26 protein-coding genes, 1 pseudogene and 1 riboswitch are annotated in these 24,353 nt (G+C 72.5%); of the genes and pseudogenes, 12 read left to right on the top strand and 15 right to left on the bottom strand.

Annotated elements, in window-relative coordinates; translation table 11 throughout:
* Positions 1 to 22: 22 nt before the first annotated feature.
* A complete protein-coding gene (locus SCK26_RS14645; RefSeq protein WP_318201761.1) occupies positions 23 to 1,195 on the top strand; it encodes an acyltransferase in 1,173 nt (390 codons plus the stop codon).
* 39 nt (positions 1,196 to 1,234) lie between these two features.
* Here SCK26_RS14645 and leuE read toward each other — a convergent pair whose 3' ends face one another.
* Together leuE and SCK26_RS14655 are read right to left on the bottom strand one after the other, a co-directional pair.
* Positions 1,235 to 1,885 carry a leucine efflux protein LeuE gene (gene leuE / locus SCK26_RS14650; protein WP_318201762.1) on the bottom strand — a complete coding sequence of 217 codons (651 nt, stop codon included), beginning with the start codon at positions 1,883 to 1,885 and terminating at the stop codon, positions 1,235 to 1,237.
* An 80-nt stretch (positions 1,886 to 1,965) separates the two neighbouring features.
* A complete protein-coding gene (locus tag SCK26_RS14655; protein ID WP_318201763.1) occupies positions 1,966 to 3,555 on the bottom strand; it encodes a methylmalonyl-CoA mutase in 1,590 nt (529 codons plus the stop codon).
* A gap of 179 nt (positions 3,556 to 3,734) precedes the next feature.
* On the opposite strand from SCK26_RS14655, the gene SCK26_RS14660 reads away from it, so the two are divergent.
* Positions 3,735 to 4,640, top strand: a complete 906-nt coding sequence (locus SCK26_RS14660; RefSeq protein WP_318201764.1) for a L,D-transpeptidase family protein — start codon at positions 3,735 to 3,737, stop codon at positions 4,638 to 4,640.
* Between the two features lie 189 nt (positions 4,641 to 4,829).
* On the opposite strand, the gene SCK26_RS14665 is transcribed toward SCK26_RS14660, so the two are convergent.
* The 8 genes and pseudogenes from SCK26_RS14665 to SCK26_RS14700 all read right to left on the bottom strand — a co-directional run bounded on the left by SCK26_RS14665 (position 4,830) and on the right by SCK26_RS14700 (position 11,138).
* Complete coding sequence (locus SCK26_RS14665; protein WP_318201765.1) at positions 4,830 to 5,981, bottom strand: hypothetical protein; 1,152 nt, start codon at positions 5,979 to 5,981, stop codon at positions 4,830 to 4,832.
* A complete protein-coding gene (locus SCK26_RS14670; protein WP_318201766.1) occupies positions 5,981 to 6,643 on the bottom strand; it encodes an RNA polymerase sigma factor in 663 nt (220 codons plus the stop codon). The genes SCK26_RS14665 and SCK26_RS14670 overlap by 1 nt, the downstream gene beginning before the upstream one ends.
* Positions 6,644 to 6,905: 262 nt before the next feature.
* Positions 6,906 to 7,103, bottom strand: coding sequence for a hypothetical protein (locus tag SCK26_RS14675; RefSeq protein WP_318201767.1), 198 nt, complete (start codon positions 7,101 to 7,103; stop codon positions 6,906 to 6,908).
* Positions 7,096 to 7,725 carry an RNA polymerase sigma factor gene (locus SCK26_RS14680; protein WP_318201768.1) on the bottom strand — a complete coding sequence of 210 codons (630 nt, stop codon included), beginning with the start codon at positions 7,723 to 7,725 and terminating at the stop codon, positions 7,096 to 7,098. Before SCK26_RS14680 ends, SCK26_RS14675 begins: the two co-directional genes overlap by 8 nt.
* Positions 7,726 to 7,875: 150 nt before the next feature.
* The gene (locus SCK26_RS14685; protein WP_412080850.1) at positions 7,876 to 8,187 is read right to left on the bottom strand and encodes a hypothetical protein; all 312 of its coding nucleotides are present in this window, start codon (positions 8,185 to 8,187) and stop codon (positions 7,876 to 7,878) included.
* 232 nt (positions 8,188 to 8,419) lie between these two features.
* Positions 8,420 to 8,988, bottom strand: a pseudogene (locus tag SCK26_RS14690) (hypothetical protein).
* Between the two features lie 93 nt (positions 8,989 to 9,081).
* Positions 9,082 to 9,360, bottom strand: a complete 279-nt coding sequence (locus tag SCK26_RS14695; protein WP_318201770.1) for a DUF4328 domain-containing protein — start codon at positions 9,358 to 9,360, stop codon at positions 9,082 to 9,084.
* A 98-nt stretch (positions 9,361 to 9,458) separates the two neighbouring features.
* On the bottom strand, positions 9,459 to 11,138 hold the full coding sequence (locus SCK26_RS14700) for a beta-N-acetylhexosaminidase (protein ID WP_412080743.1): 1,680 nt from the start codon (positions 11,136 to 11,138) through the stop codon (positions 9,459 to 9,461).
* 158 nt (positions 11,139 to 11,296) lie between these two features.
* On the opposite strand from SCK26_RS14700, the gene SCK26_RS14705 reads away from it, so the two are divergent.
* The 8 genes from SCK26_RS14705 to SCK26_RS14740 all read left to right on the top strand — a co-directional run bounded on the left by SCK26_RS14705 (position 11,297) and on the right by SCK26_RS14740 (position 17,569).
* On the top strand, positions 11,297 to 11,845 hold the full coding sequence (locus SCK26_RS14705) for a 2-oxo-4-hydroxy-4-carboxy-5-ureidoimidazoline decarboxylase (protein ID WP_318201771.1): 549 nt from the start codon (positions 11,297 to 11,299) through the stop codon (positions 11,843 to 11,845).
* A gap of 192 nt (positions 11,846 to 12,037) precedes the next feature.
* A complete protein-coding gene (sdhC, locus tag SCK26_RS14710; protein ID WP_318201772.1) occupies positions 12,038 to 12,418 on the top strand; it encodes a succinate dehydrogenase, cytochrome b556 subunit in 381 nt (126 codons plus the stop codon).
* 5 nt (positions 12,419 to 12,423) lie between these two features.
* The gene (locus SCK26_RS14715) at positions 12,424 to 12,906 is read left to right on the top strand and encodes a succinate dehydrogenase hydrophobic membrane anchor subunit (RefSeq protein ID WP_318201773.1); all 483 of its coding nucleotides are present in this window, start codon (positions 12,424 to 12,426) and stop codon (positions 12,904 to 12,906) included.
* Between the two features lie 19 nt (positions 12,907 to 12,925).
* Positions 12,926 to 14,680 carry a succinate dehydrogenase flavoprotein subunit gene (sdhA, locus tag SCK26_RS14720; RefSeq protein ID WP_318201774.1) on the top strand — a complete coding sequence of 585 codons (1,755 nt, stop codon included), beginning with the start codon at positions 12,926 to 12,928 and terminating at the stop codon, positions 14,678 to 14,680.
* Positions 14,680 to 15,459, top strand: coding sequence for a succinate dehydrogenase iron-sulfur subunit (locus SCK26_RS14725; RefSeq protein WP_318201775.1), 780 nt, complete (start codon positions 14,680 to 14,682; stop codon positions 15,457 to 15,459). The genes sdhA and SCK26_RS14725 overlap by 1 nt, the downstream gene beginning before the upstream one ends.
* Before the next feature lie 145 nt (positions 15,460 to 15,604).
* Positions 15,605 to 16,015, top strand: a complete 411-nt coding sequence (locus SCK26_RS14730) for a VOC family protein (protein WP_318201776.1) — start codon at positions 15,605 to 15,607, stop codon at positions 16,013 to 16,015.
* Between the two features lie 96 nt (positions 16,016 to 16,111).
* Entirely contained in the window at positions 16,112 to 16,861 is a 750-nt protein-coding gene (locus SCK26_RS14735) for a TetR/AcrR family transcriptional regulator (RefSeq protein ID WP_318201777.1), read from the top strand.
* A gap of 90 nt (positions 16,862 to 16,951) precedes the next feature.
* Complete coding sequence (locus SCK26_RS14740) at positions 16,952 to 17,569, top strand: Uma2 family endonuclease (RefSeq protein ID WP_318201778.1); 618 nt, start codon at positions 16,952 to 16,954, stop codon at positions 17,567 to 17,569.
* A 68-nt stretch (positions 17,570 to 17,637) separates the two neighbouring features.
* Here SCK26_RS14740 and SCK26_RS14745 read toward each other — a convergent pair whose 3' ends face one another.
* Positions 17,638 to 17,877, bottom strand: coding sequence for an SCO4848 family membrane protein (locus SCK26_RS14745; protein ID WP_030600834.1), 240 nt, complete (start codon positions 17,875 to 17,877; stop codon positions 17,638 to 17,640).
* Here SCK26_RS14745 and SCK26_RS14750 point away from each other — a divergent pair.
* The gene (locus SCK26_RS14750; protein ID WP_412080744.1) at positions 17,876 to 19,150 is read left to right on the top strand and encodes a D-alanyl-D-alanine carboxypeptidase family protein; all 1,275 of its coding nucleotides are present in this window, start codon (positions 17,876 to 17,878) and stop codon (positions 19,148 to 19,150) included. The two genes, SCK26_RS14745 and SCK26_RS14750, sit on opposite strands and share 2 nt — an antisense overlap.
* Here SCK26_RS14750 and SCK26_RS14755 read toward each other — a convergent pair.
* Positions 19,098 to 20,024 carry a YihY/virulence factor BrkB family protein gene (locus SCK26_RS14755; RefSeq protein WP_318201780.1) on the bottom strand — a complete coding sequence of 309 codons (927 nt, stop codon included), beginning with the start codon at positions 20,022 to 20,024 and terminating at the stop codon, positions 19,098 to 19,100. The genes SCK26_RS14750 and SCK26_RS14755 overlap by 53 nt on opposite strands.
* An 85-nt stretch (positions 20,025 to 20,109) precedes the next feature.
* Between SCK26_RS14755 and SCK26_RS14760 the strand changes: the two genes are divergently transcribed.
* Complete coding sequence (locus SCK26_RS14760; protein WP_318201781.1) at positions 20,110 to 20,865, top strand: SDR family NAD(P)-dependent oxidoreductase; 756 nt, start codon at positions 20,110 to 20,112, stop codon at positions 20,863 to 20,865.
* 17 nt (positions 20,866 to 20,882) lie between these two features.
* Here SCK26_RS14760 and SCK26_RS14765 read toward each other — a convergent pair whose 3' ends face one another.
* From SCK26_RS14765 to SCK26_RS14775, 3 genes are all read right to left on the bottom strand, one after another.
* On the bottom strand, positions 20,883 to 21,464 hold the full coding sequence (locus SCK26_RS14765; protein WP_318201782.1) for a 2'-5' RNA ligase family protein: 582 nt from the start codon (positions 21,462 to 21,464) through the stop codon (positions 20,883 to 20,885).
* 148 nt (positions 21,465 to 21,612) lie between these two features.
* Positions 21,613 to 22,626 carry a tryptophan--tRNA ligase gene (trpS, locus tag SCK26_RS14770; RefSeq protein ID WP_318201783.1) on the bottom strand — a complete coding sequence of 338 codons (1,014 nt, stop codon included), beginning with the start codon at positions 22,624 to 22,626 and terminating at the stop codon, positions 21,613 to 21,615.
* Between the two features lie 98 nt (positions 22,627 to 22,724).
* Complete coding sequence (locus tag SCK26_RS14775) at positions 22,725 to 24,179, bottom strand: glycine hydroxymethyltransferase (RefSeq protein WP_318201784.1); 1,455 nt, start codon at positions 24,177 to 24,179, stop codon at positions 22,725 to 22,727.
* Positions 24,180 to 24,212: 33 nt separating this feature from the next.
* Positions 24,213 to 24,301, bottom strand: a riboswitch (ZMP/ZTP riboswitch).
* Positions 24,302 to 24,353: the final 52 nt, after the last annotated feature.

Here is a 24,353-nt window from a genome sequence, read left to right on the forward strand (position 1 = left end):
GGTCGGGTAGGCGCCGGACACCATGTCTGCTTCGCTGCCCACCGCTCCCTCTCCCGCTCCCGCGCCGGAGAGAACCACCGTCCCCTCCCCCGACGCCCGCCCCGTCCCCGGCGCACGCCACAGCCGGCTGCTCGCGCTGGACGGACTGCGGCTGCTGGCCGCGCTGACGGTCTGCCTCTACCACTACGCCGGACGCGGCGGCACGGTCTCCGAGTCCTGGCACCAGGCACCTTCCCGGCTCTTCCCGGTCCTGTCCCAGGTGGCCGTCTACGGCTGTCTGGGCGTGCAGTTCTTCTTCGTCATCAGCGGTTTCGTCATCTGCATGAGCAGTTGGGGCCGCACCCTCGGCGACTTCTTCCGCTCCCGGGCCGCCCGCCTCTACCCCGCCTACTGGGCCGCGCTGGTGCTGGTCACCGCCGCGTCCCTCGCCCTGCCGGCCGTCGTCCGCGCCGTACGGCCGGACGAGTTCCTGGTCAACCTGACGATGCTCCAGCAGCCGATGGGCGCGCCGCGTGTGCTCGGCGTGTGCTGGACGCTCTGGGCGGAGGTCCGCTTCTACGCGCTGTTCGCCCTGCTGGTCGTCGTACGCGGGGTGAGCTACCGCCGGGTGGTGCTGTTCTGTGCGGGCTGGACGCTGGCGGCGGCACTCTGCCGGACCACCGGCAACGACCTCCTCGAACAGCTGGTCATGCCCGACTACGCCCCGTTCTTCATCGGCGGCCTCGCCCTGTACCTCGTCCACCGGTTCGGCGGCGGCCTGCTGCCGTGGGGCCTCGTCGGCACGTCCTGGGTGCTCGGCCAGTACACCGCCGCCCGCGGCCTGTGGCACCACGGCGCCGGCGACGGTCCGGTGCGCAGTCCCTACGTCGTCCTGCTGATCGTCACCCTCGCCTTCGCCGCCGTCGCCGCCGTCGCCCTGGGCTGGACCCGCCGGGCCGACCGGCCGTGGCTGGCCACGGCGGGCGCCCTGACGTACCCCTTCTATCTGGTCCACGAGCACCTGGGCTGGTTCGCCATCCGCGTCCTGCGCCACACCCTCGGCCTGCCTCCCTGGCCGACCCTGATGGCGACGGTCGCCGCCATGCTGGCTCTGGCCTGGCTGATCCACCGCTTCGTGGAGAAACCATTCGGCCCCCGGCTGAAGAGGGCACTGAAGGGCCCGCGTCCACCAGGTGCTCCCCGCAGGTCACCGTGAGGAACCGGGTCGCCGTTTGCGCCAAGGCCGGCCGCGGTGTCACGCGCTGGCCAGTGACAGCTTCACCGCGAACCCGAGGAACAGCGCGCCCGCTGCCGACGTGGCCGTGGCCGAGAGGCGTTTGCGGCGGCGGAAGGCCGCGGCGAGGCGGGTGCCGCCGAATATCAGGGCGCTGAGGTAGAGACAGCTGGCCACCTGCGCGAAGGTGCCGAGGACGACGAAGGAGAGGGCCGGGTAGGCGTAGCCCGGGTCCACGAACTGGACGAAGAAGGCGACGAAGAACAGGATCGCCTTGGGGTTGAAGAGGCTGACGACGAGGGCCCGGCGGAAGGGGCGCTCGTCGGCGGTCCTCGCGGGCTCCGTCTCCTCGGCGGACGGCTGGTGGCGGGTCCGCCACATCTGCCACGCGGCCCGCAGCATCCCTATCGCCAGCCAGGACAGATAGCCGGCGCCGGCGTACTTCACGATGCCGAACAGCAGGGCGTTGGCCTGGAGCAGGGAGGCCACCCCGGCGGCGGACAGGGTCATCAGCACGGTGTCGCCGCACCACACGCCCGCTGCCGCGGTGTATCCCGCCCGCACGCCGCGGCGGGCGGCGACGGACAGGACGTAGAGGGAGTTGGGGCCGGGCAGCAGGACGATCAGGAGCAGGCCCGCGAGATACGTGGGGAGGTCGATGACACCGAACATGGGGGGAGTGTCGCACGCGGGTACGACAACGGGACCCGCTCGGTCCGGCCGCACGGGACCCGGCGCGGGCGGCGGACGGCTCAGAACGCGTCCGACGGTACGTGGCTGCCCCAGACCTCCCGCAGCGTCCCGCACACCTCCCCCACCGTCGCCCGGGCCCGCAGCGCCTCCTTCATCGGGTACAGGACGTTGGCCTCCCTCTCCTTCCCCTCGGCCGCCTTCCGCAGCGCGGCCAGCGCCGCCGCCACCGCCCGCCGGTCCCGTCCGGCCCGCAGCCGGGCCAGGCGCTCGGCCTGCCGGGCCTCGATCGCCGGGTCCAGCCGCAGGGACGCGTACGGCTCCTCCTCGTCGAGCCGGAACCGGTTGACGCCGACGACCACCCGCTCGCCGGACTCGGTCTCGCGCGCGATCCGGTACGCGTTCCGCTCGATCTCGGCCTTCTGCAGGCCCTGTTCGATCGCCGCGACCGCGCCGCCGACGTCCTCCACCCTCCGCATCAGGTCCAGCGCGGCCTCCTCCAGGTCGTCCGTCATCCGCTCCACCGCGTAGGAGCCCGCGAAGGGGTCCACCGTCGCCGGCACGTCCGTCTCGTGGGCCAGCACCTGCTGGGTGCGCAGCGCGAGGCGCGCGCTCTTCTCCGTGGGCAGCGCGATCGCCTCGTCGAAGGAGTTGGTGTGCAGGGACTGGGTGCCGCCGAACACGGCCGCCAGGGCCTGGACGGCGACCCGGACCAGGTTCACCTCCGGCTGCTGGGCCGTCAGCTGGACCCCGGCCGTCTGGGTGTGGAAACGCAGCATCCACGACCGGGGGTCGCGCGCGCCGAACTCCTCGCGCATCACCCGCGCCCAGATCCGGCGCGCCGCGCGGAACTTGGCGACCTCCTCCAGCAGCGTCGTACGGGCCACGAAGAAGAAGGACAGGCGGGGCGCGAAGGCGTCCACCTCCATGCCGGCCGCCACCGCCGTACGGACGTACTCGATGCCGTCGGCGAGCGTGAAGGCGATCTCCTGCGCGGGGGACGCGCCGGCCTCGGCCATGTGGTAGCCGGAGACCGAGATCGTGTTCCACTTCGGGATCTCGCTCGCGCAGTAGCGGAAGATGTCGGCCGTCAGCCGCAGGGACGGCCGGGGCGGGAAGATGTACGTGCCGCGCGCGATGTACTCCTTCAGCACGTCGTTCTGGACCGTGCCGGTGAGCCGGTCCGCGCCGATGCCCCGCTCCTCGGCGACCAGTTGGTAGAGGAGCAGCAGCAGGGCCGCCGGGGCGTTGATCGTCATGGAGGTGGAGACCCGGTCCAGCGGGATGCCGTCGAACAGCACCCGCATGTCCTCCACCGAGTCGACGGCCACGCCCACCCTGCCGACCTCGCCGTGCGCCAGGGGCGCGTCGGAGTCGTGGCCCATCTGGGTGGGCAGGTCGAAGGCGACGGACAGGCCCGTGGTGCCGTGGGCGATGAGCTGCCGGTAGCGGGCGTTGGACTCGGCCGCCGTGCCGAAACCGGCGTACTGGCGCACGGTCCAGGGGCGGCCGGTGTACATGGTCGGGTACACGCCCCGGGTGAACGGGTACGCGCCCGGTTCGCCCAGTTTCCGTTCCGGGTCCCAGCCGGCCAGGTCGGCCGGCCCGTAGACCGGCTCGATGGGCAGACCCGATTCCGACTCACGTGCCATGGCCGCCTCCGCGCAACGACGCGTACCCCTCCACCATGCCCCGTCGCCCGGCGCCGGTCACGCGGGGAGCGCCGGCCGGCGGCGGACGCGCGGGAGAACGCCGCGCGGAGACGTGGCGCGGCGGACGGTCGCCCGGGAAACGCCGTTCGGCGGCCGGTTCCGCGGGGAACATCCCCGGCATGAGGATTACGGGGAGACCCGCCACCCTGTTCGCGTCGGCCGCCGCCGTCACCGCGCTCGCCGCCCTGTGCGGCTGCACGGTGCAGCCGCAGAGCCCCGACGGCAAGCGCGGCCAGCCGGTGCGCGTCGAGCTGCCCTCCGGCCCCGCTCCCGCGCCCACCGGGATGGCGGGCACCAGACCCGCCGCACCGGCCCCGCGGGCCACCACGCCCGCACCCGTCCCCCGCGCCGCCCGGGCCACCCCCGCGCCCAAGGCACCGCCCGCGCCCCCGGCCCGCGTGCTGTGGGCGCGCGGGGACAGCGGGCCGGCCGTGCGGGAACTCCAGGCGCGGCTGCGCCAGGTGGCCTGGCTGTCCGCCGGGCCGACGGGGACGTACGGCCCGCAGACCGAGCGGGCCGTCATGGGCTTCCAGAACAAGCGCGGGCTGCCGCCGACCGGGAGGCTGGACACCGTCACCTGGCAGCGGCTGCTCGCCATGACGCACCAGCCGACCCGCCAGGAGCTGTATGTGAGGAGCGGTCAGCCGGCCGCCGCGCCCGACGCGCGCTGCCGGACCGGCCGGGTGCTGTGCATCGACAAGACCAGCCGGACGCTGCGCTGGATGATCGACGGGCGCACGGTCGACACGCTGTCCGTCCGGTTCGGCACGCAGTACACGCCCACCCGGGAAGGTGTGTTCAAGGTCTACTGGAAGTCACGGCACCATGTGTCGACGCTCTACCACTCCGCGATGCCGTACGCGATGTTCTTCAGCGGCGGCCAGGCGGTGCACTACTCCGCCGACTTCGCGGCGCGCGGCTACGCGGGCGGTTCGCACGGCTGCGTCAACGTGCGGGACGAGGCGGGGATCGCGCGGCTGTTCGCCCAGGTGAAGGTCGGCGACAAGGTCGTCGTGTCCCGGTGAGGCTGCGGGGCGCGGGCGGGACCGGGGGAACGTGTCCCGCCCGCGCCAGGTGCAGGAGCCTTGGGTACGGGGGGAACCCCGGCTCCGTGCGACGGCCGATGACCAGTCGGCTCACTCAGTACTGCGTCACGGACTGCGAAAACGTCACACCTGCACGGAAAAATTTTCTACGGCTTGCAAAACCGCAGGTCAGGCGCGTGCGGACGGTGCCGTGCGGAGCGCGGTGGAAGTGGGGCTCGGCGCGGGGTCCGGCCGTTTCCCCTCCGGTCCGCCGGGACGCGGGGCGCCGGCGGAGGGACCGGGGCCGGGCACGGCGGCGCCGCGGTGCCCTACGCCGTGGCCGCGACGGGCGGCGCCGTCGCCGCCTTGGCCGCCACCCTTGCCGCCCGCGTCACCCTTGCCGCCTTGGTCGCCTTTCCCGCCCTTGTCCTCCTTGGTTCCGCCCTTCTTGGCCCCGTCCTTCTTGCTCCCGTCCGCCTTGCCGGCGTCCTCGCTCCGGCCGTTCGCGGAGCCGGGCACGTGGCCGCCGGCGGTCAGCAGGACCTCGCAGTAGCGCGTCGTCCGGCCGGGACCGCCCGCCAGGTGTTCCAGGGCGCGTCTGCGGCCGGCGTCCAGGCCCTTGCCGTCCCGCAGGGCGCGGCAGGCGTCGGCGGGGCGGAGCCATCCGGTGCCGGAGGACGGCGTGGAGCGGGTGCCGGAGCCGGGCGCGGTGCTCGGGCCGGGGCCGTCGTCCGGCCGGCCCGTGCCGCCGCTCTCTTCCGGCCGGCCGTCCGGTGTGCCCTCGGTATCCGGGGCGCCGGGGCCCGTCACGGTGGCCGGCGGGACCGGGGAGGCGAGCGGCTGTCCGGTGGTCGTACCGGCGGTGACGGAGGCGGCGGGACGGGGATGGTCGTCGCCGAACGGCGTGGGCAGTACTCCGCTGCCCGCGGCCACGGCGACCCCGCCGAGGGTGCCGACGGCCAGCACGGCGGCGAATGCCAGCCGCGCCGGGCGGGCCCGGCGCGGGCGCCGGGCCGGGATTCCGGTACGGGCCGGGCCGGCGATGCGGATCGGACCGGCGTCGGTGCCGGACGCGGGCGCGCGGGCGGCGGAGGGGGCGTGCGCGGCGGCGGTGCGTTCCGCCTCGGCGGCCTCGCGGGCCTTGCGGAACGCGGCCAGGGCGCTCTGCTCGCCGGGGAGTTCACCGGTGGCCGGGGCCGCCTCGGCGGACAGCGCGCCGAGCGCCCGGGAGAGGCGTTCGGCCTGGTCACGGGCGCAGGGGTCGACGGCTTCCAGCGACTCGCCGCGCAGCAGACGTTCCGCCGTCTCACGGTCCAGCCACTTGTCCTGCTCGTCGGCCATCACATGTCCTTCTGCGTCCGCGCACGCGTATGCGTCACAGTTGCGGACGTCACCGCGCCGCGGCGCGGTTCTCGCTGTGGCGGGAGGGCGTCGAGTCCGCCGGCCGATTCCGGATCCGCGCCGATCAGCTCGGCGAGCCGTTTCAGGCCGCGGTGCGCGGCGGTGCGGACGGCTCCCGCGCGTTTGCCGAGCGTCTCGGCGGCGGTCTTGGCGTCCAGGCCGACCACCACGCGCAGGACGACCGCCTCGGCCTGGTCCTGCGGAAGCCGGGCGATCAGGGACAGGGTGCGGTCGGTGGACAGGGCCTCGATGGCCTCGCCGGCGGTGTCGGACTCGGCGGGCCGGCCGGTCAGCTCGGTCTCGTCGCCGCCTATGGCGGGCCGCCGGCCGCGCATGCGGATGTGGTCCAGGGCGCGGTTGCGGGCGATCCGGGCGGCCCAGCCGCGGAACCGGTCCGCGTCGCCGCTGAAGCGGTCGAGGTCGCGGGCTATCTGGAGCCACGCCTCGGAGGCGACGTCCTCGGCGTCCGGGTCGCCGACGAGGGTGCGGACGTATCCGAGCAGCCGGGGATGCACCGCGCGGTACATCGTGCGGAACGCGGTCTCGTCCCCGCCCTGCGCCGCGCGCACCGCGGCGGTCAGCTCCGCGTCGTCCCCGAGCACCGTACTCCCTTTACGCCTGTCTCCGGTCGGCGCGAAAGGCACGTTACGGCGTGAAAGGGCAGCTCGTCCATGTCCATAGAAGATGCAACTGACTCGTGACCGAGTGGCCGTGTGCGCACGGTGAGGAGGTGATGTGGCCGGGTGTGACACAAACGGCACGCACGGCGCTGAAGGAAGTACGGGCCGTGTTCGGCCCGTCCGCGCGACGGCCGGGGCCTCTCCTGTGGGGGGTGGCGGCCCCGGCCGTTCGCCTCTCCGCGGTCTACCTGCTCCGGCGCCAGTCGTCGCGCGCGCGGGTCCGGGTGTCGTGCGCGCCGGCGTCGCGGGCGGCCCGGAAGGCGGCCACCGCGGTGCGCTCGGCCTCCGGGTCGACGCCTTCCGCGCGCAGTACGGCGCCGAACCGCCTCTCCAGCCCGGCCGGCACGTCCGCGCGGCCACGACCGCCGTGCCGTTCAGCCATGCCCGTCCCCGTCCTCCGGCCCGTACCCGCGCCCGGTGTCCCGCGGGCCGTCGGCGGCGAGCCCGCGGGCCAGGCGGCGCAGGCCCCGGTAGGCGGCCGTGCGCACGGCGCCGGGACGTTTGCCGAGGACGCGGGCGGCGGCCGGGCCGTCGAGTCCGACGACCACCCGCAGCAGCACCGCCTCGGCCTGGTCCCGGGGCAGCGCGCGCACCAGCTCCAGCGCCCGTGCGGTGGACAGCGCCTCCAGGGCCTGGTCGTGGGTGCTGTGCCGGCCGGGCAGGTCCAGGGCGTCCTGCTCCAGCGGCGCGGGCCGGGGCCGGGACCGCTGCCGGCGCAGGTGGTCCAGCGCGCGGTGCCGGGCGATGGTCGCGGTCCAGCCGCGGAAACCGGCCCCGTCGCCCCGGAACCGGCCGAGGTCCCGGGCTATCTCCAGCCAGGCCTCGGAGGCGACGTCCTCCGCCTCCTCGCCGACCAGGCCCCGCAGATAACCCAGCAGTCCCGGGTGCACGATGCGGTAGGCCACCGCGAAGGCGGTCTCGTCACCGTCCTGGGCCCGCGCGACGGCCGCGCCCAGCTCCCCGTCCCGCGGCTGCGGGCGGCGGGGTACCCCTCCCTGGCCCAAGACCGTCCTCGTTCGTGCCGAGTTCCTGGCCACTGCGTGGCGCCTGCCTCACGGTGCGACACGCTCCGGCCGTGTCGGTCGCCCTTCACGATCATCAGCGCCGGTCCCGGCGGAAGTGTCACAGCCGGACGGCGCCCGGCCCGGCCGGCCTCAGGCGGGTGCGGTCGCGTCCCGGCACAGCAGCCGGAGCGAGCCGTGGCCGCCGTAGCAGCGGCGGGCCTCGTCGATGGGGTCCCACAGCCGGCCGTCCGGCGTGCGCACCCAGTGCTCGCCGCCCGTCGCCCACCACTCGGCGCCGGCCTGGCGGACGATCACCTCGCCGGCGTAGGCGCCGAAGCCGCGCAGGACGTCGCGGACGGCGGCGTACGGCGGTCGCTCCCGGCGTATCTCCTCGATCATCCGGTCCACCCGCCACAGGCTCTGCGCCGAGTAGTCGAGCCGCATCCGGGCGCCCTCGCGCATCGTCGCCACCGCGTCCGCCGCCCAGCGCGCGGGTTTCACCGCGGCGTGCGGCCTGGTCTCCTGCCGTGCCGTGTCGTACCGGGCCGTCGGATGAGCTGTCACTTGGGCTGTCACGTGGGCTGTCACATAGGGAAGAGCGAGCCGGGGCGGGGTTGCGTCACGGGGTTCCGCCGCGTTTCGCCAAACGTTCCGCCAACCGCCGCAGGTCCGCCCCACGTCCACCGCACGAAGGTCACAGGCCCGCTCCCGCCGTGCCGCGCGCCCGGCGCGAGACCACGGCGCGCAGCACCCGGCGGCCCTCCGCCGACACCTCCAGCGCCCGGCGCAGTCCCTGCGCGCCGTGTCCGGCGAGCAGTTCCAGGACGGTGGTCTGGCGGCGCAGCTCGGCGGCGACGAGCGGCGGCAGGCCGGCGGTGTCCGCCGCGTCCGGCCGGCCGGAGCCGCCGGGGGCGGCTCGTCTCCGGCCGCCGGGTCCAGCAGCCGGTGGACGCGCAGCGAGGCGGCCGAGCAGGCGTCGGCCCAGGGCCGTACCGCGCCGGCGCCGCGCTCGGCCGGCGCGGACTCCAGCATGCGGTGGACGAGCAGCGCGGCCTCGCCGCCGGCGGGCCGCCCGGCGCCGAGCGCCGCGCGGGCCCGGGCGAGGTCCCCGGCCCAGTCGGAGCCGTCGGCGAGGCTCGCCCACAGCGGACGCAGTACCTCGTCATCGCCGCCGAGCAGCGGAAGGCACCGATCAAGACAAGCCAGCCCGCCGGCGGCCAGTGCGCGTTCGTCGGCCTGCGCGATCAGTTCCACCAGGCCCATGGAAAGCCTCCCTCGCCAGGGCACCGACCGGTACGGAGCCCGCGTTTCCCCTTACTGCGTGCCATGGCGCGGGAGTGTCACAGTGGCGGGTTTTCAGCCAGGCACCGGCGCCGGGAAGGGCACCTCGCCGGAGCGGACCTTGTGCTCCTGCATCCGGGGCAGGCGGAGCACCACCGCGAGGGCGAGGACGGCGGCCACGATGTCGAGCGCGTCACAGATCAGCATCGTCCGCACGGCCTCGTGCGGTTCGTCCGCCGTCTCGGCGTGCCGGGACTCACCGGTCGCGGCCCGGGCCGCGAAGAGGCCGACGAGCCACAGCGCCCACGCAGGCGTTGACCAGCGCGTGCCCGGTCCGCGCGCCCCAGGGCGCACAGGCGTCCCAGCCGGTGGCGCCGGCGCGTACGTCCGTGACGTACGCGCCGGTGCCACCGGAACCCACGGGCGGACGCCGCCGCGCGTCCACCGGGTTCTCAGCCCAGCCGGTCCGCCAGTTTCCGGAACTCCGTCCAGGACAGCGCGGGGCTGCCCGGGTCCCACAGCTTCTGCGCGGTGGCCCGCAGCGGCATCCGGATCCCGGCGGCGACCTGGGCCTCGGTCTGCGCGTGCGGGAAGTCGCACCACACCGCGAACGACCCGCCGAGGATCTGCCCGTCGTAGCGGGCGGGCACGGCGGTGGTGCCGCGCAGCACCCGCGGCGTCCACTGCTCGTAGATCCGCCGTCCGGTCGGGTAGACGAAGGTCTGCGGCTGGCCGAGCACGTAGTAGAGGAACTCGTCGTTGTAGTTGAGCACCTGGCGGCCGGCGCTCAGGTACTCGGCCGGGGGCCGGGCGCCGATCTCCTTGCCGGTCCAGTAGGCCACCTGGAGCTTCGGGTCGGGCCGCACGGAGGTGCCCCGGAAGAAGCCGTCGTTCCAGGCCCGCACGGTCTTGCCGTGGGCGCGGACGGTGGCGGCGCGCCGGTCGAGCCAGCCGGTGGTGAGGTCGGCGACGGTCCCGCCGGGCCCGTACGCGCGCCGTGCGGCGGCGGCCAGCTGCGGATACGACGCCTGCGGGTCCCGCGCGGTCAGCGCCTGGTACTCGTCCCCGCCCAGGTGCCACCGGCCGCCGGTGAACAGGTCGGCGTACTCGTTCAGCAGGTCGTCGACGAGCCTGGCCGAGGCGTCCTTGGAGATGTCGATCGCACCGCGTATCACCACGCCGTTCGCGTTGCGCAGCACCAGGTCGGGATGGGCGGCGAGGACCGCGCCCAGGTGTCCCGGAGAGTCGATCTCGGGCACGACGGTGATGTGCCGGCTGTTCGCGAGCGCCACGATCTCCTTGACCTGCGCCTTGGTCAGGTGGTCGGCGGAGACGATCTCGGGGTGGCCGGAGGACTCGATGCGGAAGGCCTGGTCGTCGGAGAAGTGCAGGCCCAGCTCGTTGAACTTCAAGTCCCCCAGCTCGCGTATCCGGTCCTCGATCCAGGCCGCGGTGAACGGTTTGCGCGCGATGTCCAGCATGAACCCGCGCACCGGCTTGGCCGGCCGGTCGCGCACGACACCCTCCGGTGCCGTACCGCCGCCGCGGATCGCCTGCTTCAGGGTGCGCGTGCCGTAGAAGACACCGGCCTCGCCGGGCCCGCTGATGTCGACCCGCCCGCCCCGGACGGTCAGGGTGTACGACTCCTGGTTCCCGCTTCCGCCGAGCGAGAGCCGGACGTCACCGGCCCGCGCGTCGTTCCTCTCCCCCGCGTACGCCAGCCCCAGCTCCCCGGCTATGAGCCGTCCCTCGTCGGCGAGCGCCGGGTCGGCCACCACCACCCGCGCACCGGGCGCGGGGCGCCAGCCGGGGCCGCGCGCCGGGGTGTGGGAGCGGACCGCGGGGATCGTGCGCGGCGCCCGGGAGAGGGGATACGTCCTGCTCGGGCTCGGGCTCGGGCTCGGAGCCGCCGACGGGCTGTCCGATGCCGTGGGGCCGGTCCGGGTGCCGGCCGCTTCGCCGGACGAGGACTGCCGGGCGGTGTGCGCCCTGGGCCCGCCGCCGTCGGCCGAGGCCCACACGCCGACGCCCGTGCCGAGCGCGACCGTCCCGGCGAAGACGACGGCCGTCACCGCCCGCTTCCGTGCCACCTGTCGCGCCGGGTCCCGGCGCCTGCGCCTGTGCTGGGTCACCCTGCCAACGTACGACCGCTCCCCGGATCAGCGGTCAGCCGGACGACGCGAAACTCTGCCGTTCGAGTGAAATTCGGTTATCGCTCGGACACCGTATGACCACTCTCGATAACCTGACGACACTCACATCCTTCACACAATCCCCTGCCGCACCCCCTGTGACGCGAGGACCCACGCTGCCCGCCCATCCCCTGCCCTCCCTCCCCAAGCCGCTCGACGCCTTCAACACCGCCGCCGCCGGCGAGGCCCGCGCTCTGCTCCTGCACTGTCTGCACAGCCCGCGCTGGTCGGACCGGCTCACCGCGCACCGCCCGTACCCCGACCTGGACGCCCTGCTGGCCGCGGCCGACGAGGCGGCGTACGACCTCTCCCCGGCCGACCTGTCGCAGGCCCTGGCCGGCGAGTCCCTGCCCGAGCTGCCGGAGGGCATCTACTCGGCGGCCCACATGGCCTGGAGCGCGGCCCACGCGGCCTACGAGGCCCGGTTCGGCCACGCGTTCGTCATCTACCTGGGCGACGTGCCGCCGGACGAGGGGCTCGACCGCATCCTCGAAGCCATCCGATCACGATTGGCGAACGATCCCGAGGAGGAACGGGTGACGGCGGCGGAGGAACTCCGGCGCCTGGCACGGGGACGGCTGCGGCTCCTGCTCAGCGGCACGGCGGCCCGCACGACCAGCCCAAACGCACCCGCATCCGGCAAATAGCGGGCGGCGGCGGCCCGGCACCCGCCCTCGCTAGCCCAACCGCGTGCCAAATAGATCACACAAGGTAGGCCCCCTGTAAGCGGCACGGCGGCACGTGGATACCATGCAGAGGGCCGGTGGACCGTACCCGGCCGGGCCCGACCGACAGTGAAGCCGGCGCGGCCCTAGTCCCCGCTCCCGGAGGGTTCTTCCGTGCCGGCTGGAACGCTGTACCGCGGCCGGGAAGGAATGTGGTCCTGGGTGGCTCACCGAGTCACCGGCGTCCTCATTTTCTTCTTCCTGTTCGTTCATGTGCTGGACACCGCTCTCGTGCGTGTCTCCCCCGAGGACTACGACAAGGTCGTAGCCACGTACAAGACGCCGATCGTCGCGCTGCTGGAGTACGGCCTCGTCGCCGCCATCCTCTTCCACGCGCTCAACGGCCTGCGTGTCATCGCCGTCGACTTCTGGTCGAAGGGCCCGCGCTACCAGAAGCAGATGTTCTGGACCGTGATGATCGTCTGGATCGTCCTGATGCTCGGGGCGATCTACCCGGTTCTCGGCCACGCCTACCGAGTCCTCTTTGGGAGCTGACGCCGATGTCCACGACTGAAACCACGGCCTCCGGAGTGGGCCCCGTCGAGGGCGCCCCCGTCTACACCGTCGATCATCCGGCCCCGCTGATCGAGGCCCCGCGCAAGCGCACCAAGAAGACCCCGAAGTCGACGCGGGGCAACTTCGAGCTGGCGGCGTGGCTGTTCATGCGCCTGTCCGGCATCGTGCTGGTCGTCCTCGTCCTCGGCCACCTGCTGATCCAGCTGGTGCTGGACGGCGGCGTCTCCAAGATCGGTTTCGCCTTCGTGGCGGGCCGCTGGGCGTCCCCGTTCTGGCAGGTGTGGGACCTGGTCATGCTGTGGCTGGCGATGCTGCACGGCGCCAACGGCCTGCGCACGGTCATCAACGACTACGCCGAGCGGCCGGCCAGCCGGCTGTGGCTGAAGGCTCTGCTCTACACCGCCACGGTGTTCACCATCCTGCTGGGCACGCTGGTGATCTTCACCTTCGACCCGAACATCCGCTAGGCACGGGGCTGCGAGAATCATGAAGATCCACAAGTACGACACCGTCATCGTCGGCGCCGGCGGCGCGGGCATGCGCGCCGCCATCGAGGCGACGAAGCGCAGCCGCACCGCGGTCCTGACCAAGCTCTACCCCACCCGCTCCCACACGGGCGCCGCGCAGGGCGGCATGGCCGCCGCGCTGGCCAACGTGGAGGAGGACAACTGGGAGTGGCACACCTTCGACACGGTCAAGGGCGGTGACTACCTGGTCGACCAGGACGCCGCCGAGATCCTGGCGAAGGAGGCCATCGACGCCGTCCTCGACCTGGAGAAGATGGGCCTGCCGTTCAACCGGACCCCGAACGGCACCATCGACCAGCGCCGCTTCGGCGGCCACTCCCGCAACCACGGCGAGGCCCCGGTCCGCCGGTCCTGCTACGCCGCGGACCGCACCGGCCACATGATCCTCCAGACGCTGTACCAGAACTGCGTCAAGGAGGGCGTGGAGTTCTTCAACGAGTTCTACGTCCTGGACCAGCTGATCACCGAGGTCGACGGCGTCAAGCGGTCCGCCGGCGTGGTGGCGTACGAGCTGGCCACCGGCGAGATCCACGTCTTCCAGGCGAAGGCCGTGATCTACGCCTCCGGCGGCACCGGCAAGTTCTTCAAGGTGACGTCGAACGCCCACACCCTCACCGGTGACGGCCAGGCGGCGGTCTACCGGCGCGGGATCCCGCTGGAGGACATGGAGTTCTTCCAGTTCCACCCGACCGGCATCTGGCGCATGGGCATCCTGCTCACCGAGGGCGCGCGCGGCGAGGGCGGCATCCTGCGCAACAAGGACGGCGAGCGCTTCATGGAGAAGTACGCTCCCGTCATGAAGGACCTGGCGTCCCGTGACGTCGTGTCCCGCTCCATCTACACGGAGATCCGCGAGGGCCGCGGCTGCGGTCCCGAGGGCGACCACGTGTACCTGGACCTGACCCACCTGCCGCCGGAGCAGCTGGACGCCAAGCTCCCGGACATCACCGAGTTCGCGCGGACCTACCTCGGCATCGAGCCGTACACGGACCCGATCCCGATCCAGCCGACCGCGCACTACGCGATGGGCGGCATCCCGACGAACGTCGAGGGTGAGGTCCTGGCGGACAACACCACCGTCGTCCCGGGTCTGTACGCGGCCGGCGAGGTCGCCTGCGTCTCCGTGCACGGCGCCAACCGCCTCGGCACCAACTCGCTGCTGGACATCAACGTCTTCGGCCGCCGCGCGGGCATCGCCGCCGCCGAGTACTCGGCCAAGGCCGACTACGTCGAGCTGCCGGAGAACCCGGAGTCCTTCGTCGTCGGGCAGATCGAGCGGCTGCGCACCTCCACCGGCAACGAGCGGGTGGCGACCCTGCGCCGCGAGCTGCAGGAGACCATGGACGCCAACGTCATGGTGTTCCGCACCGAGCAGACGATCAAGACGGCGGTCGAGAAGATCGCCGAGCTGAAGGAGCGCTACAAGAACGTGGCGATCCAGGACAAGGGCAAGCGTTTCAACACGGACCTCCTTGAGGCGATCGAGCTGGGCAACCTGCTCGACCTGGCCGAGGTCATGGCCGTCTCGGCCCTCGCCCGCAAGGAGTCCCGCGGCGGTCACTACCGCGAGGACTACCCGAACCGCGACGACGTCAACTTCATGCGCCACACCATGGCGTACCGCGAGGTCGGCGCCGACGGCTCGGAAACCGTCCGTCTCGACTACAAGCCGGTCGTCCAGACCCGCTACCAGCCGATGGAGCGTAAGTACTGATGGCTACCCCTGTTCTGGACAAGGCGGACGCGGCCGGCCGGCCCGAGCCCGGCTTCGCCGACTCCCCCTACATCACGGTCACCTTCCGCGTCCGCCGGTTCAACCCGGAGGTCTCGGCCGAGGCCACCTGGGAAGACTTCCAGCTGGAGATCGACCCCAAGGAGCGGGTCCTCGACGGTCTGCACAAGATCAAGTGGGACATCGACGGCAGCCTCACCTTCCGCCGCTCGTGCGCGCACGGCATCTGCGGCTCGGACGCGATGCGGATCAACGGCAAGAACCGCCTTGCCTGCAAGACGCTGATCAAGGACATCAACCCCGAGAAGCCGATCACGGTCGAGCCCATCAAGGGCCTGACGGTCCTGAAGGACCTGGTCGTCGACATGGAGCCGTTCTTCCAGGCGTACCGGGACGTCATGCCGTTCCTGGTCACCAAGGAGACGAACGAGCCGACCCGTGAGCGCCTGCAGTCCGCCGAGGACCGCGAGCGCTTCGACGACACGACGAAGTGCATCCTCTGCGCCGCCTGCACCTCCTCCTGCCCGGTGTTCTGGAACGACGGCCAGTACTTCGGTCCGGCCGCGATCGTGAACGCGCACCGCTTCATCTTCGACAGCCGTGACGAGGCGGGCGAGCAGCGCCTGGAGATCCTGAACGACCGCGATGGCGTGTGGCGCTGCCGCACGACCTTCAACTGCACGGACGCCTGCCCGCGCGGTATCGAGGTCACGAAGGCCATCCAGGAAGTGAAGCGCGCCCTGATCACGCGCCGCTACTGACCTGCCGAGGCACCGCCGAGGGCCCCGCTCCGTACAGGAGCGGGGCCCTCGCGCACGCGCCGCGAGCCGCCTTCGCCGAGCCCCACCGAAGTCCCTCCCGGTGGGGCTCCTCGATTCCCGGGGTCCGGGAACCTAATGTGACGACATGTCAGACGAAGAGTCGTACGAACTGCTCGGGTTCGACAACGTGCTGCTCCCCGTCGGCGACCTCGGCGAGGCCGTCGCCTTCTACGAGCGGGCCGGGTTCACCGTGGGCTTCCGGCTGGACGAGGCCGGGATCGCGGTGCTGAGGGTCGGCGCGGAGACGCCCGGCATCCTGTTGCGCGCCGAGGAGGGGCTGGGACACCGGTCGCCGCACTGGCCCTCGCCGCGGGTCTGGCTGGAGGTGCCGGACGCGCGGGTCGCGGCGCGGGAGCTGGCCGCCGCCGGGATCCCGCCGCTGGACGAGATCGGCCAGGGCGCCACCGGCTGGACCGTGGAGATCGCCGATCCCTGGGGCAACGTCCTGGGCTTCACGGACTACACCAAGCGTCCCTCCCTGGCCCGCCGCGCCTGAGCGGCGGGCCGAGGGCCGGTCCCACCGCACGGCACGGGCCCGCGTCCCGCCGTCCCGCGCGGGGACCGCCCCGGCCGGTCGTTAGGCTCTCCTACCGTGCCCGTGAAGAACGACGGCCCCGAGGCGGCCGGTCCCCAGAGCAGCAAGTCCGAGCAGACCCGCGCGCTGATCCTGGAGACCGCGATGCGGTTGTTCCAGGAGCGGGGCTACGACAAGACGACCATGCGGGCCATCGCCAAGGAGGCCGGGGTCTCCGTCGGCAACGCCTACTACTACTTCGAGGGCAAGGAACACCTGATCCAGGGCTTCTACGACCGGATCGCCGCCGAGCACCAGGCGGTGGTCCGGTCGGTGCTGGAGCGGGAGACCGACCTGGAGGAGCGGCTCGCCGGGGTGCTGACCGCGTGGCTGGACATCGCCCGGCCGTACCACGAGTTCGCGGTCCAGTTCTTCAAGAACGCCGCCGACCCCGACAGCCCGCTCAGCCCCTTCTCACCGGAGAGCGAGCACGCGCGCGAGCAGGCCATCAGCGTGCACCGGGAGGTGCTGGCCGGTTCGAGGTCCAAGGTGGCGCCGGAACTGCGGGACGTCCTGCCGGAATTGATGTGGCTCTCGCAGATGGGCCTGGTGCTGTACTGGATCTTCGACCGCACGGAGAACCGTGAGCGCAGCTACCGGCTGGCGCGGCGCGGGGCCCGGCTGACCGCGCGCGGGGTGGCCCTGGCCCGCTTCCGGGTGCTGCGGCCGCTGGTCATGGAGGTCCACGAGCTGTTCACGGACTTCCTGCCGGGGATGACGAGGGTCCTGCCGGACCCGGGGCGCGGGGACCGGGAGAGCGGCGGGTGATCACTTTCGGGTGAAGGCGCGGGAACGGGACACGTGGCCGGGGAACTGCCTACGATGATGCTCTCGACACCAGCCCCTAGGAGGCACGCGATGTCCGCTGCATCCGTCGAGCAGCCCTTCGACGCCGACGAGCCGTTCTCCCTCACGGCCATCGCCGACGAGATCATGGAGCGCCATCCGGGCTACCGCGTCGAGATCATCGGAGGCCATCTCCTCGTGACCCCTTCACCGGATGCCCCGCACGCCCGCGCTCTGACCAAGCTCATGCGGCCCTTCATCGCCGCGGGCCTCGATGACGGCGAGACCGAGGTCCTCCAGAGCGTCGCGATCAAGCTCCCCACCGGCGCCGAGGACTACTGCATCCCCGATCTCGTGGTCGTGGACGCCGACATCGACGACCACTTCATCGAAAACAACGCCTACGACCCGGTCTGCTTCCGCCTCGTCCTGGAGGTCACCTCCAACAACTGGCGCGACGACCTGAAGACCAAGGTCGGCGCGTACGCCGAGGTCAAGGTCCCGGTCTATGTGGTGGTCGACCGCAAGCACCAGCGCCTCCACGTGCTCACCGAGCCCGACGGCAGCGAGTACACCAGCCACCGCGTGCACGCCCCGGGTGAGAAGGTCACGCTGCCCGACTCGGTCGGTGCCGAGGTCACCCTCGACGTGGAGCAGATCATCAGGGCCGGACAGAGGAAGGCCGACTGAGCGGACCCGTCCCAGCCCGAAAACCCCCGTGTCCTCCCTCGGGCACGGGGGTTTTCCGCGTGCGTCCGCTATGAGTTGCGGCGCAGTGCGCGCACGCCGCGCAACCCGATGACCCCGATGACCGTCCCCAATACGAAGGAAACGACTGCGAGCAGCAGGTGCACCCAGAAGTACGCGGTCGGGTGACCGTCGTCGAAGGCCAGACCGCTGCCGTCCTTGACGAGATTCTTGACGAAAGTGACCCAGATGACCCAGCTCCACACCCCGAAGGCGAGCAGGAACCAGGAGACAGGGCGGCTGAGCTTCATGAGTCCAGTATCGCCGTCCGGTGTCCGGCTCCGTGCCGGGGGTGGGCGGCGGTCCCTGCTGGTCGCCTCCGCCACCGTGCTGTCCCTGTCCGTCACCGCGCCCGCCGCCCTGGCCGCGCCGGCCCCCACGGCCACCCCGACGGTCACGCCCCCGGCGCAGATGTCCACCCTCGGCGGCGCCCGGCTCGGCATGCCCGGCACGCAGGTGAACCTCGCGCCCGGCGTCCCGGTGCTGCCCAAGGATGTGACCGCCCGCTCCTGGATCGTCTCCGACGCCGAGTCGGGCCAGGTCCTGGCCGCGCACAACGCGCACTGGGCGCTGCCCCCGGCCAGCACGCTGAAGATGCTGTTCGCGGACACCGTGCTGCCCCGGTTCCCCAAGGACACCCGTTACAAGGTGACGCCGGCCGACCTCAAGGGCGTGGGCGCCGGCTCCAGCGTGGCGGGGATAAAGGAGGGCGTCACCTACTCCGTGCGCGATCTGTGGCTCGGGGTGTTCCTGAAGTCGGGCAACGACGCCGTGCACGTGCTGTCCGCGATGAACGGCGGGGTGGGGCAGACCGTCGAGGACATGCAGGAGCACGCCGAGGAACTCCAGGCGCTGGACACCCGGGTGGTCTCGCCCGACGGCTACGACGCGCCGGGCCAGGTCTCCTCTGCGTACGACCTGACGCTGTTCGCCCGCTCGGGCCTGCAGAAGAAGGACTTCCGGGACTACTGCTCGACGGTCAGCGCCAAGATCGGCTCGACCGAGCTGCGCAACACCAACCGGCTGCTGAGCGGCGACAGCGACGTTCCGGTCTACCAGGGCATCGCGGGCGTGAAGAACGGCAACACCACCCACGCGGGCGCCACCTTCACCGGGGTCGCCGAGCGTGGCGGCAAGGTGCTGCTGGTGACGGTGATGAACCCGGAGAAGCACGAGCACAACGAGGTCTACAAGGAGACCGCGAGGCTGTTCGACTGGGGTTTCCAGGCGGTGGGCAAGGTGAACGCGGTCGGCGAGCTGGTGCCGCCGAGGAGCGCCGCGGCGGCCTCCGCCGGGCCGGACGCCGCCGCCTCCCCCGGGGCGGGTCCGCAGCAGTCGTCCGGCACGGCCGGCGGACCGGGGGCGAAGGCCGTGGCGAGCGCCCCCGCCGGTTCCGGCTCCAGCGGCGTCGGGATCGCGCTGGCCGTCGCGGCCGGGCTGCTGGCGCTGCTCGGCGGCGGAGTGTTCCTGGTCAACCGCCGGTGGCCGCTGCCGGACCTGATGCGCCGCCGGTCCCGTCCCTGACCTCGGCGACCTCGGCGACCTCGGTCTCCTTGCTCTCCGTCGCCGTCCAGGAGGCACAGAACAGCACGATCTTCGCGGTGAAGTTGATCCACAGCAGCAGGGCCACGGGCACCCCGAACGCGCCGTACATGCTCTTCGCGGCCACACCCTGGACATAGCCGCTGAGCAGCAGTTTCAGCAGTTCGAAGCCGACCGCGCCGAGGAGGGCGGCGATCAGCAGGCGGCGGCGCGGCGGCTCGACCCCGGGCAGCAGGGTCAGGACGTAGAGCAGGACCAGGAAGTCGGCGAGCACGGCGACGACGAAGGCGGCGACCTGAAGCAGCGCGCTGCCCCAGCCGTGCTCGTCCAGGCCGAACTGCCGGGAGAGCAGGCCGACGGCGGCGGAGGCGAGGGTGGACGCGGCGAGCGTGACCAGCAGCGCGCCGCCGAGGCCGAGCAGGACGACGGTGTCCTTGACCTTGGTCAGGACCGGGTTCTCGTCCTGGTCCGGCAACTCCCAGACCGCGCGCAGGCAGTCCCGCACCTGGCCGACCCAGCCGATGCCCGTGAACAGCAGCACCGCGCCCGCGATGACCCCGACGGTGCCCGCGTTGTCCACCAGGGAGCTGAGGTCCAACTGGTCGGACAGGCCCGGGAACTGGTCGGCGATCCGCTGCTCCACGGTCTTCTGGCGGGCCGGGCTGAGCGTGCCGGCGGTGACCGCGGCGGCCACGGTCAGCAGCGGGAACAGCGCCACGAAGCTGACGAACGTCATGGCGGCGGCCAGCCGGGTCCACTTCACCCGGTCCAGTCGCTCGTAGCACCGCCACGCGTGGGTGATCGTCAGCCGGGTGACGACCGGCCCGATGCCGGGCAGCTTCTTCAGCCAGTCCATGATCCGACTCTGCCCGCTGCGCGGGGATGCCAACACCGCGTTTCTTCGCCGGAACGGTCATATGGGAGCGATACGGTCATCTGTCATGAAGGATGCCACCGAACTGCCCCGGTCCCTGCTCGTCCTCGGCGGCACGTCCGAGATCGCGCTGGCCACCGCCCGCCGTCTGATCGCCCGCCGCACCCGCACGGTGTGGCTGGCGGGGCGCCCCTCGCTCGCGCTGGAGAACGCGGCCGGGAGCCTGCGGGCGCTCGGCGCGGACGTGCACACCGTCGCCTTCGACGCGCTCGCTCCCGAGACCCACGAGGGCGTTCTCGGCAAGGTGTTCGCCGACGGCCCGGTCGACCTGGTGCTGCTCGCCTTCGGCATCCTCGGCGACCAGGCGCACGACGAACGGGACCCGGTCCGGGCGGTGCGGGTCGCCCAGACCAACTACACCGGAGCCGTCTCGGCGGGGCTGGTCGCCGGCCGCGCGCTCCAGGCCCAGGGCCACGGATGGCTCGTCGTGCTGTCCTCCGCCGCCGCCGAACGCGCCCGCCGCACCGACTTCATCTACGGCTCCAGCAAGGCCGGCCTCGACGTGTTCGCCCAGGGCCTCGGCGACGCCCTGTACGGGACGGGCGCGCGGGTCATGGTGGTGCGCCCCGGCTTCGTCCGCACCCGTGGCACGGCGGGCCGGTCGCGCACCCCGTTCGCCACCACCCCGGAGGCGGTGGCCACGGCCATCGAACTGGGCCTGCGCCGCGACGCGGAGACGGTCTGGGTCCCGGGCTCCCTCCGCCTGCTGACGACGGCGCTACGGCACACGCCCCGGGCGCTGTTCAGGCGCCTCGCGCTGTAGCCGCCCTCAGGAGCACGTCACGGCGCGACGCGCGGGGCGCAGACGTCCGCGTGGCCCGGCTGGGTCGGTACGACCGGCCCGCCGAACGTGTACTCGCGCAGCTTGCGCCAGACGGCGTCGGCGCCCTGTTCGTACAGCGCGAAGCCGGTGCACGGCCACGCCGCCTCGTAGTCCGCCAGTTCCTCGAAGGCGCGGTCCATCGCCGCCTCCTCGATGCCGTGCGCGACGGTGACGTGCGGGTGGTACGGGAAGAGCAGTTCGCGCGCCACCGGCCCGGACGCGTCCCGGATCGCCTGCTGGAGCCGGGCGCACGCCTCGGCTCCCTCGACGACGCGGACGTAGACCACCGGCGACAGGGGCCGGAAGGTGCCGGTGCCGGACAGCCGCATCGGGAACGGCCGGCCCGCCGCGGCGACCTCGGACAGGTGCGCGTCGACCGCGGGCAGGCCGGCCTCGTCCACCTCGGTCGGCGGCAGCAGCGTGACGTGGGTGGGGATGCCGTGAGCCGCGGCGTCGCCGAAGCCCGCGCGCCGCTCCTGGAGCAGGCTGCCGTGAGGCTCCGGGACCGCGATCGACACTCCGATCGTTACGGTCCCCACGTCGTCTCCTGTCGTCGCGTCTGTCGTCGTCTCGGCCGTCTCGCCCCGGCCGTTGGCATCGACTGTACGGCCACGGGTGTCCCGTGGGCAGGCGCGGCGGAAGTGATGTGCAGCGCTCTGCCCGCGCGGACCCGTGCGGTCGTACGCCTCAGTGCTTGGCGGGGAGGAAGCCCACGCGGTCGTACGCCTGCGCGAGGGTCTCGGCGGCGACGGCACGGGCCTTCTCGGCGCCCTTGGCGAGGATCGAGTCCAGCGTCTCGGCGTCGTCCAGGTACTGGTGGGTGCGCTCGCGGAACGGCGTGACGAACTCGACCATGATCTCGGCGAGATCGGTCTTGAGAGCGCCGTACATCTTGCCCTCGTACTCCTGCTCCAGCTCGGCGACGGTCTTGCCGGTGAGCGTGGAGTAGATGGTCAGGAGGTTGGAGACGCCCGGCTTCTCCACGGTGTCGTAGCGGATCACCGTGTCGGTGTCGGTGACCGCGCTCTTGACCTTCTTGGCCGTGGTCTTCGGCTCGTCCAGGAGGTTGATCAGGCCCTTCGGCGTGGACGCCGACTTGCTCATCTTGATCGTCGGGTCCTGGAGGTCGTAGATCTTCGCCGTCTCCTTGAGGATGTACGGCTTGGGGATCGTGAAGGTGTCGCCGAAGCGGCCGTTGAAGCGCTCGGCGAGGTCGCGGGTCAGCTCGATGTGCTGGCGCTGGTCCTCGCCGACGGGGACCTCGTGGGCCTGGTACAGCAGGATGTCCGCGACCTGGAGGACCGGGTAGGTGAACAGGCCGACGGAGGCCCGGTCGGCGCCCTGCTTCGCGGACTTGTCCTTGAACTGGGTCATCCGGGACGCCTCGCCGAAGCCGGTGAGGCAGTTCATGACCCAGGCCAGCTGGGCGTGCTCGGGGACGTGGCTCTGCACGAAGAGGGTGCAGCGGTCGGGGTCCAGACCGGCGGCCAGCAGCTGGGCCGCGGCCAGGCGGGTGTTGGCGCGCAGTTCCTTCGGGTCCTGCGGCACCGTGATCGCGTGCAGGTCGACGACCATGTAGAAGGCGTCGTGGGACTCCTGCAGGGCCACCCACTGGCGGACGGCGCCGAGGTAGTTGCCGAGGTGGAACGAGCCGGCGGTGGGCTGGATGCCGGAGAGCACGCGGGGTCGGTCAGTCGCCATGCTTCTCATTGTCTCAGAGCGGGCGGGGGGTTCTGTGCGTGGGGAACCGCCGACCGCGCAAGTCGGTCGCGCGGCTCCCCGTGCTCGTGCGGGACGGTTCAGCCGAGGTCGACCTGCGGGTACAGCGGGAAGCCCGCCACCAGGTCCGTGGCGCGCCGGGCGATCTCCTGGGAGACCTTCTCGTCCAGGACGTGGCTCGCCTTGGACGGGGCGCCGGACTTGGTGGTGCCCGGCTCGGTGGTGGTCAGGACGCGGTCGATCAGGGCCGCCACCTCGTCCATCTCGGCCGTGCCGAGGCCGCGGGTGGTCAGCGCGGGGGTGCCGACGCGGATGCCGGAGGTGTACCAGGCGCCGTTCGGGTCGGCCGGGATGGCGTTGCGGTTGGTGACGATGCCCGAGTCGAGCAGGGCCGCCTCGGCCTGGCGGCCGGTGAGGCCGTAGGAGGTGGCGACGTCGATCAGGTTGAGGTGGTTGTCCGTGCCGCCGGTGACGAGGGTGGCGCCCCGGCGCGTCAGGCCCTCGGCGAGCGCGCGGGAGTTGTCGACGATGCGCTGGGCGTAGTCCTGGAAGGCGGGCTGCCGGGCCTCGGCGAGGGCGACGGCCTTGGCGGCCATGACGTGCGGGAGCGGGCCGCCGAGGACCATCGGGCAGCCGCGGTCCACCTGGTCCTTGAGGGAGTCGTCGCACAGCACCATGCCGCCGCGCGGGCCGCGCAGGGACTTGTGGGTGGTGGTGGTGACGATCTGGGCGTGCGGGACCGGGTCGAAGTCGCCGGTGAGGACCTTGCCGGCGACCAGGCCGGCGAAGTGGGCCATGTCGACCATGAGGGTGGCGCCGACCTCGTCGGCGATCTCGCGCATGATCCGGAAGTTCACCAGACGGGGGTACGCGGAGTAGCCCGCGACGATGATCAGCGGCTTGAACTCGCGGGCCTGGGCGCGCAGCGCGTCGTAGTCGATCAGGCCGGTGGCGGGGTCGGTGCCGTAGGAGCGCTGGTCGAACATCTTGCCGGAGATGTTCGGGCGGAAGCCGTGGGTGAGGTGGCCGCCGGCGTCCAGGGACATGCCGAGCATGCGCTGGTTGCCGAAGGCCTGGCGCAGCTCGGCCCAGTCGGCGTCGGTGAGGTCGTTGATCTGGCGGGCGCCGGCCTTCTCCAGGAAGGGCACCTCGACGCGGTCGGCGAGGACGGCCCAGAAGGCGACGAGGTTGGCGTCGATGCCGGAGTGCGGCTGGACGTAGGCGTGGCGGGCGCCGAAGAGTTCGCGGGCGTGCTCGGCGGCGAGGGCCTCGACGGTGTCGACGTTGCGGCAGCCGGCGTAGAAGCGGCGGCCGATGGTGCCTTCGGCGTACTTGTCGCTGAACCAGTTGCCCATCGCGAGCAGGGTCGCCGGGGAGGCGTAGTTCTCCGAGGCGATCAGCTTGAGCATCCCGCGCTGGTCGGCGACCTCCTGGCCGATGGCGTCGGCGACGCGCGGCTCCACGGCGCGGATCACGTCGAGGGCGGCGCGGAAGGCGGTGGACTCGGTGGAGAGGGGGGCGGCGTTCTCGGGCATCAGGGACCTCCGGACGGTGTGCGTACAGCGTTCACGTTCGGCCCAGGCGCACGGCACTCTTACCGCTCGGGCCGCTCCCTGATGGTCCGTCCCATCCCAGCGCGCCAGTCACGGCCCGGCTCTCAGCGTACCGGGCGCGCCGGGCGGGGAAGATCCCGCGTCCACCATGCGAGC

It is taken from the genome of Streptomyces sp. SCL15-4 (assembly GCF_033366695.1).
Classification (GTDB): domain Bacteria; phylum Actinomycetota; class Actinomycetes; order Streptomycetales; family Streptomycetaceae; genus Streptomyces.